We start from the raw sequence: 14014 nt of genomic DNA, 5'->3' as shown, positions 1-14014 counted from the left end.
TACTTATTCTTTTTCCCACCACCCTTTACTATTAATATTATCTCCACCAATTCGCTCTGCAGCGATTTTATAATTGGAGCTATTAGTTGCTTGCTCAGATTCAGGATATAAATACCGAACGGGATATTTATCGTCGTTCAAGTTATCAGGCCCTGGTTTTAAGCTGGGAATACCCGTTCTACGTACATTAAACCAAGCTTCGTGTCCATTTGAAATCAAGCTGAACCACTTCTGGGTTAAAATCTTGTTGAGATTATCCGTTCCGTTAAGGGCAATCGCTTCTTGAACAAGGTATCCTGCAGGAACATCAACACCGTAATATTCAAAACTAGCTCTAACACCCGCTTCATAATAGGATTGAACACTGCCCGTAATATAACCTCTTTCCGCAGCTTCTGCCAATGCAAATTGTACCTCTGAGTATTGCATAAACTGCGCATCAACCCCATCAGGCACATCCCTAAAAATAGCTCCGAACAAAGAAACGTCATTTAAATCAATTCCCTTTTCCGCAATGGTCTCTCGGTCCTGACCATTCATTAAACCCTTAAATTCCGGTGTTCCTGAATTAACACTTACTTGAGTAGGTTTGTACAGAATGTTCGCCCTTGGGTCGTTCCATAACGTTAATACAGAATCTACCGTAGTAGTCATACGGTGTTCCTGATACAATCCCAATGACGACAAAGTCATAGGGTATTGGTTGGGTGCAGACGTTAAATAAGGCAAGACAGCGTTATCTTCATTTGATTGCATTAATTTGCCAGATAAAGCCAACGCTTGAATCTCCGAATAATCCGTTAACCGTTTACTAATGCGCATAAGGTATCGTAGACGTAGAGAATTGGCAAAACGCATCCACTTATTAAGGTTTCCGTTAAAAAGTACATCTCCGTTAATCGTGGCATTGGAATTTTCCAATGTTGCTGCAGCGCGTTCTAAAACGGCCAAAATACCGGTATCAGGATCCGTGTAAATACTTTCCTGCGTGTCATAAGCCGGTGTAAATTGTCCGTCTAGTGCATTTACGGCTTCGGTATAAGGAACATCACCCCACATATCCGTAAGTTGAGAGAACAGAAAACTCTGCATAACATCACCTACTGCGTTATAAGCTTCATTGGAACCTTGTAATTCCCGCATCGATTTGATATCGCTCAATAACTGAAAAATAGTATTCCAGTACTCGCTATTTGTACCCATCTCGTAACGGTCAATCCTTTCAAATTCTACACTAGCTGCAAATTGCTGAATGTAATTTGCCAAGCGAAACCCTTGGTAAAAGGCATTTTGGTCTGCTTCCACCGAAATAACGTTCGCCAATAAAAATTGTGGATCTACAGCTTCAGGCGAATTGGGGTTTTCGTTGAGTTCATCAAACTCGTCTGTACAACTGCCCAAAAACAAGACAAAACTCGTGAGACCTAATATATATAGTTTATTCATTGTTCTAATTTTTTGTATTCCTATCATGATTCCTTCGTCTTAAAAATCGGTTTTAATGTTAAATCCGAAACTTCGGGTAGAAGGATATGAAAAGTCTTCCACACCATACACGATACGCTGTCCCTGCAAGGCATTCAGCTCTGGGTCAAAATGAGGATTTTCGGTAAACAATAATAAATTGCTACCAATCAATCCCAACTTAATATTTTGAAAACCTATAGACTTTGATAATTTTTTAGGGAAGTTATAGTACAACCCTACTTGACGCAGCTTTACATAAGACGCACTGTACAAAGCGCTATCTTCATTACCACGGTCAAAGAAATTGTTGTAAAACTGACTTGCAGGTACCGAGGTGGTATTGGCTACATATTGCGGACTTTCCGCCGTACCAACATTCACTACACCGTCACCAATAACACCGTCTTCACGACCAACCAAGGTTTCTTGCAAAACACCGGAAGTACTTCCCAAAGCCTTAATTCTAGAAACAATAGTGCCACCTTTTCGCCAATCGAAAAGAATAGTCATGTCAATGTTTTTATAGGAGAACTTGTTATTGAAGCCTACCGTAAAATCTGGATTATAATTCCCTAAAAGTCGTAGGTTTCCGTCTTGCACAGGCAGACCATTTGCTCCAAAGACCGTTTGGCCATCTACTTCTAGAAAACCAGTACCGTACATATCGCCAACGCGACCATTTTCCCTTGCGATATAAAAAACGGTATTAGAACCACCACCACCCGAAAAAATATCGGCAGTACCCGTTACAAACTGATCTACACCATCCGGCAATTTGGTTACCTCACTTCTGTACGTAGAATAATTTACGGATGATTCCCAACTGAAGTCTTCCAAACGAACCACTTCTGCACTTATTAAGGCCTCAAAACCTCTTGTTCGTACCTCACCACCATTAACATTAAAGTTTGAAAAACCACTGGTCTGCGATATAGGTCTTGAAATGATCTGGTCAATACTGGTATTCTGATATCCTGCAAGATCTAATTGAAATCTTCCGTTAAAAAACCATGCTTCCAAACCAGCTTCAAGCGCATTCAAACGTTCTGGTCTTAAATTAGCGTTCTTTAAAACCGTTTCATTGGTTACCCGAAAACTGGACCCGTAATTCTGATTAAAAACAAAGTTTTGTACATTTTGGTATGGGTCTGTATCGTTACCAACACTAGCCGCACTAAACCTAAGATTCAGGTACGAAACAGCTTCGGGCAACGTAAACATATTGCTCACCACATAGCTAAGCCCTGCCGAATAATAGCCAAAAGAATTACTATCACTAGGTAATGTACTACTCCAATCATTTCTAAAAGTAGCATCAAAATAAAGTGAATTTTTATAGGAAAGGTTCCCACTTGCGTATACACTATTAATACGCTTATTAAATTTCTGACTATCTCCTTTTAGCGGCGTTCTTGAATTGGCCAAAGTATAAATACCATAAATTGCCAATTGAGAGGCTTCCGAATATTTGTATTGAATGTCCTGATCAAAACGGTTGGCACCTGCCGATACGTTGTATTTCCAATCCGCATTGAATTTATCCGAATAGGAAAGCAAAACATCCGTATTAAGTTCCCTAAAACGAACATCGTCCTCTCGATACGTACCTAACGGATTCTGATTGGTACTTACTGCACGACGGAATTCCCTTTTATCATCATAGGTATCTATACCGGCACGAACACTTAAACTTAACTTGTCCGTTATATCATAGGTGGCCGAAGCATTCCCTAAAATTCGGTTTTTATTAAAGCTATTGGTGTTTTCATAAACCGTTAGATAGGGGTTGGTCAGCCATAGGTAATTAAAATCATAATGCTGAATACCTTCTTGACCTGCTTGCCAGTAGTTTTTTAACGATTCTACATTGGTGTTTCTACCCGTCCAGTTAAACCCGTAAAGTGGATTTTCATAACCATACCCTAAATTGGGACGGTTACCACTGCGGGTATTGATATAGTTCAAGAAAGCTGTGACTTTAAACTTTTCATGTACATTTTGGTCTATACTAAGAGCCAACCCGTTTCTTTTTAAGTCCGTATTGGGTACAATACCGTCGTTCTTTAAATTGCTATAAGACAATCGTGCACTTCCTTTTTCTCCGCCTGTGCTAATGGATATGTTGTTTTGATAGGTTACGCCCGTTTCAAAGAAATTACGAACGTTGTCCGGTCTGGACACCCAAGGTGTAGCCGTTATATCCGTAAACGAACCATCAGGTCTGGTACGAGAAATGACATCACCCGCACGAACTGGGTTTCCATCAATATCTACGGAAGGACTATCAAACTGAGCTATAAATTGACCTTGGTCCAAACGTGGTCCATAACTACTAATTCCGCCGTCGTTAATACCTGCACCTATTCCGTTTTGAAAAGCATACGCACCATTAGAACCTCCACCGTACTCATTTTGATAATCAGGTAAGGTCAATAAGCTCTCTACCGTTAATGTACTATTGATGCTGATACCAAGTCCCTTTTTCTTTCCACCTCTCTTTGTGGTAATAACTACCACTCCATTTGCTGCCCGTGCACCGTACAAGGCTGCCGAACCCGCTCCTTTAAGAATTGAGATAGAAGCAATATCATCAGAACTAATATCAGCTCCGCCATTACCAAAATCCACTTCTTGGAGCGCGCCATCATTTACAAGGTTACTCGTGATTTGCTCATTACTTACAGGAACCCCGTCAACCACAAACAAAGGTTGGTTGCTTCCCCCTAAGGAGTTCTCTCCTCTAATAACGATACGAGATGAAGACCCTACTCCTGATGAGCCGTTCGTAATCTGAACACCCGCCACACGTCCGGCAAGACTGTTTACCATATTGGTAAGGGGTACTTCCGTTAGTTGTTCTGCCTTTATGGTTGTTACGGCAGAAACTAATGATTGCTTTTCCCGCTCAATTCCTAATGCGGTAACAACAATTTCATCTAGTTGTTCAGAAGACATTTCCATTACGATTACTTCGGGCAGGGTTCCGTTGACCGTCGCAATTTCTTTCGTTATATATCCAATAGATGCAATACTGACCGTAAAATTTGTTGCTTCGGTCTGTAGCGTAAAAAATCCTAATTCATCTGATACTACATAATTATTGGAGCCTAACTCGTTCACCGTGGCATAAGGCACAGGTTGGTTATCAGTATCCATTATTTTTGCAGTGTATGAATTGGTTTGGCCATATGCCAATACTGTACATAGCTGCATAAGCGCTATTATAGCTATTTTCATCAAAATTCAATAAAGGGTTGTTATTTGTTTTATGAAAAGGAGAATGCCATACTATTACGATGCTCCTTTTCTAGCCCAAGTAAGACTTAGACTATGCTGCAAAAAGAATTGCAGGCGGACCTCTTAATTGAAACGAAGATGAATAGGTATCTGAAAAGAAAAATGTTCTTGACTGAAAGGCACGATTTGTGAAGACCGTTAAATGCTTCAAGATGAAGTCTATTAAAATAACATCATTAGAACTATATAAAAATTGATGTAAGGCATGAGTGGTATCAATATCCGAAAGTTCATCAAAGTAATAGGCTTTCCCTTTTTTCCAGAAAACGTCGTTTACTAGCGTATTGAACAAAGTATCTTGCAGCCAAGGCAGTGCCTTAAATTCATTTAAGTTGAAGAATTCACGATGCATCCCCAACAAATAAACCCCTCCGTCTGTTGAAGGGCCAATAACCAAATCATTATTCTGTATACGGTCAACTGCCTGCTCAAGCACACTGGCAGTCAAATCCGGCGTATCATTACCAATAGATAATACTTTGGTGTACCCTTGGTCAAAAAGCTCTTGAAAAGCGTTGGCATAACGTTCTCCAAATGATGTTCCTTTCTGTAAACTTTCGTCTATTACAAAAACATCTGCCTTTGTGGAGGTTGCAATTTCATGGGTGCGGTTGATAAGGATATCAAAAAACCCTTTAGAAGATTTTTTGTTGCGTTTGCCAAAAAGCGACTTCCGTTCTGCTTCCAGCTGTGCCGAAAGCGAGAATATTAATATCGCCGTATCCTTAAGTGTTTGCCCCATTTACCAAGTTTCGTCGTAATAGTTTTTCAACCTTACTCAACTTTTTGAGTGCAAGATACTAAAGAAGTGATATTCAATTCACGCACCCGTGTATATTTTCTTACATCATTTTGGTGTGTTTACAATATGTAAAGCGGACAAGAATGTGATTATTCTAATGACATACGACCAATTTTTGCTCGGTAATCGACACTATTTACCGACCACGTGGTTTGTGGGTCACTCGTTGAATGACCACAAATTAGCCGATTTTACCCTTTTATCGAAAAATTTGGTCGGATGACCCCTCTTTTCGAACATAGCATTCATTCCCAAGGTTCTTTGTATGAGACCCAACGGTCTGTTTAACCCAAATTTTATATTATGACCAAGAGCTTAAAGCGCATGGCAACCATGCAAAGAATGCAAGTAACAGGATTAGACTTTTTTTATAAAAACGGATATTACAACACCAGTATTGATGATATATTAAAAGAGTTGTCTTTGTCCAAAGGTGCTTTCTATTATCACTTTGAATCTAAAGAGGATTTCTTTATTCAAATCATAGAAAATCTGCTGGTAAGAAAAATGTACAGTCAGCTTATAGAACCTATTGAAGGTCATGACAATACATTAGATCTTATTACACAGTGTTTTGAAGAGGCTTTAGAAACTGCAGTTCATAATGAATTCGACTTTGGTTTTGTATTGAGTAACTTCATAAACGAGTTTAACGGCAAGAACGAAACTATAATGAAGCACCTAAACGATATTCTTCGTATTTGGGAAGTGAATTTAGTTTCTGCCGTACAACGTGGTAAATTTAATGGTCATATTGATAGACATGTAGATAGTGAAGGTGTTGCCGTTTATCTTATGAGCTCTTATATTGGTGTAAGAACCTTAATGGTGGAAACAGCCCCAAGTGCACGTAAATACAGATTTATGTCTCAATTGCGTCAGTATTTCAAATCTTTAGAGCCTAAGACAGCAACAGTGTAAAACCGACTTATACTTTATTTAAAACCAGTTGCAGTTTGTTTACAATGGTTTCAGGTAGAATAGTACGCATTGCCATTTCATAACCCTCTGGCATTTTATTACCATATACCGATGTTGGAATGAGCGGGAATTTTTCCCGATCGGCACAAAGAGCATTACTCATATCCTGACCAAACGGATAGAACCCAGCATACGGGTGAGTAACTCCCCAAATTGTAATTACGGGAATACCGTACATAGCAGCCAAATGCGCGTTACCGCTATCCATAGACAACATGATGTCTAAATTTGATATAAGCGCCAGTTCATCACTAAATGATAGTTTACCAACCATACTTATACAGTTATTAAACCTGCTATCTAAAATTTCTAACTTCTGTTCTTGAATAGGACCACCGCCAAAAAGAAATATTTTATACTTATCAGTATCGTTTAGAGATTTAATAACCTCTTCCATTAATTTCAAAGGATACGTTTTCCCCTCAAACGCTGCAAAAGGGGCTATTCCAATCCATTTTTTTGCATCTGAACCAATTATTTTAAGCTCATTCTCCGACAGGGTTTCTTTAGGTAACACCGAGTCTTTTGATAGATCGATAGAAAAACCTAGTTCCTGAAATACATCTATGTAACGTTGATGAGTTGTTTTTAAAAGTTTGAAAACTTTAGAAGTACTTTTAGTCAGTGCTTTTTTTTCAGCTCTACCTTTATCAATCTGCTCAACCGGAATTTTACCATACTTAAAATACCGTTTCAAGACTTTGCTTCGCAGGACATTATGCAAATCTGCTACAGCATCAATTTTTAGTTTTCTAAGCTCTCTATATAGCTTCCATAATCCAAATGCACCCTTATGCCTTCCTTTTACATCGGCTTCATAAACGTCAACATTTGGTAGTGTATTAAACATTGGACTGAAAAATTTACGCGTAAGCACAGTAATTTTCAGTTCGGGGTATTGTTTTGTTAAAGCAATAAGCACGGGTACAGTCATTGCAACATCGCCCATGGCCGAAAGCCTTATTACTAATACGTGATGTGGTTTATTTTTGTCCACGGAGAACAGGGTTCATCTCATCATCGTTATACATCTTCATCTGTTTGTAAACTTTCATATACTTATCGCCAGCCTCAATATCTGCTAACAGTTGATCTATTGCGGAAGATAGGTCTTTAAGTTGTTCAAGTAATACATTCAGTTTCTGAGTACATTTTTCAATATGCTCAGCAGAGGCATCCGTTCTGTCAACCTCTTCTTGCATATGATAGATTTTCAATGATAAAATTGAAAGCCTATCTATAGCCCAAGCAGGGCTTTCTGTATTTATAGTAGCACCATCCTTAACCTCAATGTCTTTATACTTATCGAAAAAATAACCATCGATAAACTCTACTAAGTCCGTTCTGTCTTGATTGCTTGCGTCAATTTTTCTTTTTAAAACTAGCGCGTCAGCAGGTAAAATTGCAGGATCACGAATAATATCTTCATAATGCCATTGAACCGTGTCTATCCAGTTTTTACGATAGAGGAGATGAGCAATATCATCTTTAGGGTAGGGATTTGTAAAAGACTGATAAACATCATCCTTAACATGGTATTTCTGAATACTTTCCGTGAAAACGGTATAGGCGAACTTGCTGAACATCTTTTATTGCTTTAGCGCAAAGTTATTCATAATTATTTTATCGCAATGGCAGTCATCAATACCAAAAATGGAATAATTACTGCAGCCATGAGTATAATTTCACGAATATTGGCTTTCCGTAACGACTCAATATACTTGGTCATAAAAACAACCGCTGGAAAGAAAGTAATCATAATAGGATATACATTATCTGATAGCAGCAGTATATTTAAAACTAGACCTATAACAAAAGAAAGAGCTATTAGGCGCATGGTAATTACTCTTCCGAACCCTGCTTTTCCCAATTTTAGAAAAGCCAAAAGGCCAGCTACAAAAGTGGTCAATGCAAATAGAACAAGTTTTGTGCTATGGCCCCAATACGAGAAGTAAGTGATATTGAGTGAAACCGTAAATTTATAATGTTCGGCAAAAAAGTCTTGTGTACCAGATAGAACCAGAACACATTCTGTAATCATAAGCACTGTAAAAACAGCGGCAAGCGGTACCAACCAGTTTCTAATATTCTTTGGTTCATAAAAATATATAGCGGCCAACACTAAAATTAGAAACAACAAGGCCCAATCATAAAAGAGACTTGAAACTAAAACCCAAATGGTTGCATCAAAAATTTTGAACTTAATCTCTTTTAAAGACCTAATACTAATTAGCCTTCTAGTGGCCAACAATAGGAAAAAGCTACAAAAAATAGCATTAGAATCTAGCAATGTTTCTGGAAACACAACCATTAACAGTCCGTAAAAAAGTATGGAAAAAGAGTTTGCGCCCGTTACTTTATTGCGCTTCACAATAAAATTTACAATGAAAATGCTGAAAAATAAAACTGCCAAAATAAACATCTGCCAAAATGTTTGACTCATGGAGTAGATTCTATCGAACATAGAAAAGTGCACGAACCAATAGAAAACGAAGAGAAACGAAAGAATTATTATGTAGTTAATTGGCTTTGTCTTGCCAAAAATGATTGATATCATTTGAAAAATTATCTAAATTTTCACCGGTCGGTATTCTATTTTCATCACTTCAAAGGCTGAAACCAAAATTAGCAAAAGAACCTGTAGCATTTGCCCCTAATGTTTCTTTGTTCGTGCATTCAAATCAACAAACTAAATCATCAAAATTAAAATTTAGAAAGTTCCTAAGCTTTTTATACTTTTGCAAGTGTAAATATAGCTAAGATGACATCATTTTTTGAAGGAATAGGAGATTTGTTCGTTAACCATTTATTTTGGCCATTGGATCAGTTGCGTCATATGCACAGCTGGTGGGGTGCGAATTTCATAAACTGGACTCTTGCAGCAATTGGTTTTGCCGCTTTTATTTATTGGATGCTACAGCTTAAAAAATTTAGCGACAATGACGAAGAAGATAAATCTGTCTCTTCTCACTCTTACCTATAAACCTTTTCAGGTTTTTTTTAAATAATTTACATTAAAGATATTGGATTCTTTCTTTTATAGATCGAATCCAATATCTTTTCTATAGTTCATGTCTTGGAACTTGATTTTCTCTATGTTCTTGTAAGATGTTGCCAATGCTTCTTTAAAATTATTTCCAAAAGAAGTAACTGCCATTACCCTACCGCCACTAGTTACAACCTTACCCTCTTTTAATTGGGTACCGGCATGAAATACCAATGAATCTTCTACAGAATCAAATCCAGTAATTTCTTTACCCTTTTCATAAGCCTCAGGATAACCTCCCGAAACCAACATAACCGTTGATGCCGTTCTTGGGTCAAGCTCCAAGTTTATATCATCTAAAGTGCCGTCGGCAACAGCCTCAAAAACCTCTACCAAATCATTTTTTATTCTAGGGACAACCACTTCCGTCTCCGGATCACCTAAACGTACATTGTATTCTATAACCTTAGGTTCTTCGCCAACCTTAATCAGACCGATGAATATAAAACCTTTATAGGGTAGATTATCTTTTTTAAGCCCCTCTACGGTAGGCTTAACAATGCGCTGGTGTATCTTATCCATTAAAACCTCATCAGCGAAAGGAACCGGTGAAATAGCGCCCATTCCTCCTGTATTAAGTCCAGCATCACCTTCACCTATACGTTTATAATCTTTTGCAGTTGGCAAAACCTTATAACCACTACCATCCGTCAAAACAAAAACGCTTAATTCAATACCAGCCAAAAACTCTTCGATAACCACAGTAGCACTGGCATTACCAAATTTGGCATCTACCAACATGGTTTTCAACTCCTCTTTGGCCTCTGCTATATCTTCCAGGATAACAACCCCTTTACCAGCTGCTAGTCCGTCTGCTTTTAATACGTAAGGAGGTTGCAGCGTTTCAAGGAAATCAAATCCTTCCTGAAGTGTCTCCGCAGTAAAACTTTCATAAGCTGCGGTAGGTATATTGTGTCTAATCATGAACTTTTTGGCAAACTCTTTACTGCCTTCTAGTTCAGCTCCTGCTTTTTGCGGTCCTATTACGGGTATATTCTTTAATTCCGAGTCGTTGAGGAAGAAATCATGAACACCATTTACCAATGGGTCTTCTGGACCAACTATGACAATATTTACGTCATTCTCTAGAACTGCCTTCTTTATCCCTTCAAAATCGTTTACACCAACTGGTATATTAGTAGCGATTTTAGAAGTACCTGCATTACCATAAGGTGCTACGTAAAGGTTCTTTAATTTTGGACTTTGGCTAAGCTTCCAAGCAAGAGTGTGCTCGCGACCGCCAGCACCTAAAATAAGAATATTCATGTTCTAAGGTTTGCGCAAAAATACGTTTTGAAGTGGAATTTTAGGTATTGAAAATATATTATTGACGGAAAAGTTCTCAAAGACCTCATTCTAGATAAAAACTTAATTACTGAAAACTGTAGAGAACAGCATTTATAAAACTTGAATTAACAAATCTTATTCTTCAATATTATCTTCTTTATCCCCCGGTTTTTGACGGTCTTTTTTTCTTTTAGAAAGATTAGACTCTTCTACTTTAGATTTTATTCGATCAACCTTTCTCTTTATAAGTATCTTTTGCTTTAAGGTCGCAAAATTATAATTGTACTTAAAGAAGATATAACCCAAAGCAATAACCACAGAAACCAACATGATTACCATACCTAAGTTCTTTGCCGTGCTACCTAGTACAATAAACAGCATTACAAAGAGTAAATTAAAACAACCAATAATAAAACTAGCCTGCTTATGGGAAAGTCCCCAATAATCAATTAGGACATGATGCGTATGATTACGATCAGGTGAAAAAGGACCTTTCTTATTTGCTATTCGAATAGTAAATACTCTAGCCGTATCAAAAAGTGGAACAATTAAAATACTTATAGCAATTAACGGAGCATTTTCAAGAAGAAATGGTAACTCTGTATATGATGTTGGTCTTAACGCCAAAAATTTTAAAGTTAGTATACTAATAATCAAACCAACCATTAGTGACCCCGTATCTCCCATAAAAATCTTTTTATCCGAAGACAAATTGAAGCCCAAAAATGCCATAAGGCTAGCATTCATAGTGATACTAATCAATGCAAAAAAATACTCGCCGGTCAAATAAAATATGGTAGTATAAATTACCATTATAACTATGCCCACAACGGATGCCAACCCGTCTATACCGTCAATAAGATTGTATGAGTTAATAATCGTTAACATCATAAACCCAGCAATAATCAAGTATAAATAGTATGGTATTTCATTTATATTCAAAAATCCATTTAAAGAGTGTATAGTAAAACTAGGGTTAATCAGAATAAAAATGATAGCAAACACTTGTGCCAAAAGTTTGGCTCCTGGAGAAATCACCACTAAATCATCTTTTAGCCCAATTATGAAGAGTACAGTAAGCGCAGGTATCATATACATTGCCTCATCGAACAAATCTCGGTCCCTAATAACAAAAAGAGCTAATATGAGTACGTAAAAAAATGCAACGCCACCTAATGTTGGAGTTCTAGAAGAGTGAGAACTACGTTGATTGGGGTCATCCATCAACCTTTTGTGTTCAACTACCTTAATAATTTTTGGTATAGTTAAATACGTAAGAAGAAAAGCTCCTATAAATAATGATATGGCAGTTTCTAGAAAAAACAAGAGTTTATATTTTTGTCAAAAGTAATGAAGTTATCCTTTGTTGACTTATATCGCTTAGGTAAAAATACATAAACCTAAAAAACACAAGATTTATTTAATCCTCTTTAAGGAATTCAAGCATTTTTTTTGCCAAATCAACACGGTCAAAATCAGCCACGAGACGTGAAAATTCCCATCTATCCAAATCACTATTTTTTAACCGTTCAATAGCCCTCAAAAACTCAGTTTCATTTTCAGGATCAAAACTTAAACCTACATTGTACTGTTCAACAAGTTCTTTTGCTTCTCCTTCAACACCAAGTAATATTGGTTTATGCATTGCTGCAAGTTCAAAAATTTTAGAAGGTAAGACAGATTTAAACGTATCTGATTTTCTTAGGTTAACTAAGCCAACATCAATAATTGAGAGATACTCCTTTACTTGTTTTTTTTGAACAGAAGGTAAAAGACTCACATTTTTCAGTCCAAGGTTTTCTTTTAACTTTAAAAGATTATCCTTCTCAGCTCCTGCTCCCACAAAAAGAAAATGAACACTTTCATCTTTTACCTTATCTGCACATTGAAGGATGAAATCTAACTTATGTGCCATTCCATGAGTACCGATGTAACCAATAATGAATTTATTCTCTAAACCAAGCTCTTTTATAAGTGAAGTGCTTTTAGTTATAGGTGAAAACATACTTGTGTTAATACCATTTTTCACAACTGCAATTCTACTAGATGGGATATTGTGGTCAGCTATTATATACCTTTTAAAAGAATCTGTTACACTGACTATTTTATAGGCATTTTTGTACATTCTATGTTCTAGATATTCAAAAAACCGAATAGCTATGTTTCTGTCCATAGCACCTACTGCTTTTATAGATTCTGGCCATAAATCCCGAACCTCCATAACCCATTTCTTCCTTTTCCAAAATGCAAGCCATCTACCTGCTACCGCAGTGAAAAATTGCGGTGAAGTGGCTATAATTAAATCTGTCTTGACAAATAGCCCCGCTATAAATGCGCTTATCATAAAACTAATAAAATCAATTATGCGCTTAAGAAACCCTTTGTTTGCGGCGATAAAAGTCCACACTCGAATGACTTTTATACCATCTACATACTCTATGCTATAAATTTTATTACTATAACCTTTATATACTTTACCATGAGGAAAATTTGGTGCTCCGGTAATAACAGTAACTTCAACACCCTGCTCAACCCATGTTTTACAATGTTCATAAGTACGAGTAGCTGGGGCATTAGATTCCGGGGGAAATTGTCCGTAAGAAAGAGTATTTTCATTAATTATATTTAAACTATAAAAATTTGCCTTGACTTTTCAGTTCAAAATAGCGTTTTTCATCTCTCATTGAGAAAACTTTAGCAGGGTGTCCACCAGCAATTGCACATTTTGGGACATCGGCCACCACAACACTTTCGGCTTGTATTATACATCCTTCACCTAAAGTTACTCCGCCCATTATAGTAACATTCATGCCTAGCCAGACGTTATCTTCAATAGTAACAGGTTTGGTAATTAAAGTGTGGTCATATGGAACAGCATTACCTTGATAATTGTGATAAGATGTTAGAACTTTACATCCTTGACCAGAATGAAAATTATCTCCAATATTACACTTTCCTGCTCCATATAATATAAAGCCATTAAAATTAACGTTCTTACCTAACCGAGTATTTTTTGTCAGTTTTGTAAAACCGTTTGCCTTTAGGCTAACATTCTTTTGTCCAAGAGTTCTTTTAGCTATGTAAGTAAAACAAATAGATTTAATTTTTTTGAGAAGCCTGAGCATAATTTCTTC

12 protein-coding genes are annotated in these 14014 nt (G+C 37.1%); 2 read left to right on the top strand and 10 right to left on the bottom strand.

The genetic code is table 11. The annotated features are described in order from the left end of the window. Positions 1–3 precede the first annotated feature (3 nt). The 3 genes from Q5W13_RS08735 to Q5W13_RS08725 all read right to left on the bottom strand — a co-directional run bounded on the left by Q5W13_RS08735 (position 4) and on the right by Q5W13_RS08725 (position 5506). Positions 4–1446 (bottom strand): SusD/RagB family nutrient-binding outer membrane lipoprotein, encoded by a 1443-nt coding sequence (locus tag Q5W13_RS08735; protein WP_304446043.1) that lies wholly within the window; start codon positions 1444–1446, stop codon positions 4–6. Positions 1447–1485: 39 nt separating this feature from the next. Then, the gene (locus tag Q5W13_RS08730) at positions 1486–4704 is read right to left on the bottom strand and encodes a SusC/RagA family TonB-linked outer membrane protein (protein WP_304446042.1); all 3219 of its coding nucleotides are present in this window, start codon (positions 4702–4704) and stop codon (positions 1486–1488) included. Positions 4705–4795: 91 nt separating this feature from the next. Further along, entirely contained in the window at positions 4796–5506 is a 711-nt protein-coding gene (locus Q5W13_RS08725; protein WP_304446041.1) for a TIGR04282 family arsenosugar biosynthesis glycosyltransferase, read from the bottom strand. A gap of 363 nt (positions 5507–5869) precedes the next feature. Here Q5W13_RS08725 and Q5W13_RS08720 point away from each other — a divergent pair, with 363 nt between their 5' ends. Beyond that, positions 5870–6487 carry a TetR/AcrR family transcriptional regulator gene (locus Q5W13_RS08720; RefSeq protein WP_155595277.1) on the top strand — a complete coding sequence of 206 codons (618 nt, stop codon included), beginning with the start codon at positions 5870–5872 and terminating at the stop codon, positions 6485–6487. A 7-nt stretch (positions 6488–6494) separates the two neighbouring features. Here the strand turns inward: Q5W13_RS08720 and Q5W13_RS08715 are convergent, their stop codons facing one another. Genes Q5W13_RS08715 through Q5W13_RS08705 form a run of 3 tightly spaced genes read right to left on the bottom strand, consistent with a single transcriptional unit; the run spans position 6495 to position 8918 of the window. Beyond that, complete coding sequence (locus tag Q5W13_RS08715; protein ID WP_304446040.1) at positions 6495–7496, bottom strand: glycosyltransferase family 9 protein; 1002 nt, start codon at positions 7494–7496, stop codon at positions 6495–6497. A 34-nt stretch (positions 7497–7530) separates the two neighbouring features. Further along, positions 7531–8133, bottom strand: a complete 603-nt coding sequence (locus Q5W13_RS08710) for a DUF4254 domain-containing protein (RefSeq protein ID WP_304446039.1) — start codon at positions 8131–8133, stop codon at positions 7531–7533. 32 nt (positions 8134–8165) lie between these two features. After that, positions 8166–8918 (bottom strand): hypothetical protein, encoded by a 753-nt coding sequence (locus Q5W13_RS08705; protein ID WP_304446038.1) that lies wholly within the window; start codon positions 8916–8918, stop codon positions 8166–8168. A 390-nt stretch (positions 8919–9308) separates the two neighbouring features. Here Q5W13_RS08705 and Q5W13_RS08700 point away from each other — a divergent pair, with 390 nt between their 5' ends. Continuing rightward, positions 9309–9530: a DUF6341 family protein gene (locus tag Q5W13_RS08700; protein WP_155595280.1), complete on the top strand. Its 222-nt coding sequence runs from the start codon at positions 9309–9311 to the stop codon at positions 9528–9530. A 54-nt stretch (positions 9531–9584) separates the two neighbouring features. On the opposite strand, the gene purD is transcribed toward Q5W13_RS08700, so the two are convergent. The 4 genes from purD to Q5W13_RS08680 form a co-directional block, all read right to left on the bottom strand. Beyond that, positions 9585–10859, bottom strand: coding sequence for a phosphoribosylamine--glycine ligase (gene purD / locus Q5W13_RS08695; RefSeq protein ID WP_304446037.1), 1275 nt, complete (start codon positions 10857–10859; stop codon positions 9585–9587). Positions 10860–11015: 156 nt separating this feature from the next. Continuing rightward, positions 11016–12206, bottom strand: a complete 1191-nt coding sequence (locus Q5W13_RS08690; protein WP_304446036.1) for a glycosyltransferase family 4 protein — start codon at positions 12204–12206, stop codon at positions 11016–11018. Between the two features lie 94 nt (positions 12207–12300). Continuing rightward, a complete protein-coding gene (locus tag Q5W13_RS08685) occupies positions 12301–13500 on the bottom strand; it encodes a glycosyltransferase family 4 protein (RefSeq protein ID WP_368662551.1) in 1200 nt (399 codons plus the stop codon). 10 nt (positions 13501–13510) lie between these two features. Next, on the bottom strand, positions 13511–14005 hold the full coding sequence (locus Q5W13_RS08680) for an acyltransferase (RefSeq protein WP_304446035.1): 495 nt from the start codon (positions 14003–14005) through the stop codon (positions 13511–13513). Between the last annotated feature and the right edge of the window lie 9 nt (positions 14006–14014).

This window comes from Zobellia laminariae (assembly GCF_030553095.1).
GTDB classification, from domain to species: domain Bacteria; phylum Bacteroidota; class Bacteroidia; order Flavobacteriales; family Flavobacteriaceae; genus Zobellia; species Zobellia laminariae.
This window is presented reverse-complemented; position numbering and strand designations above follow the sequence as displayed.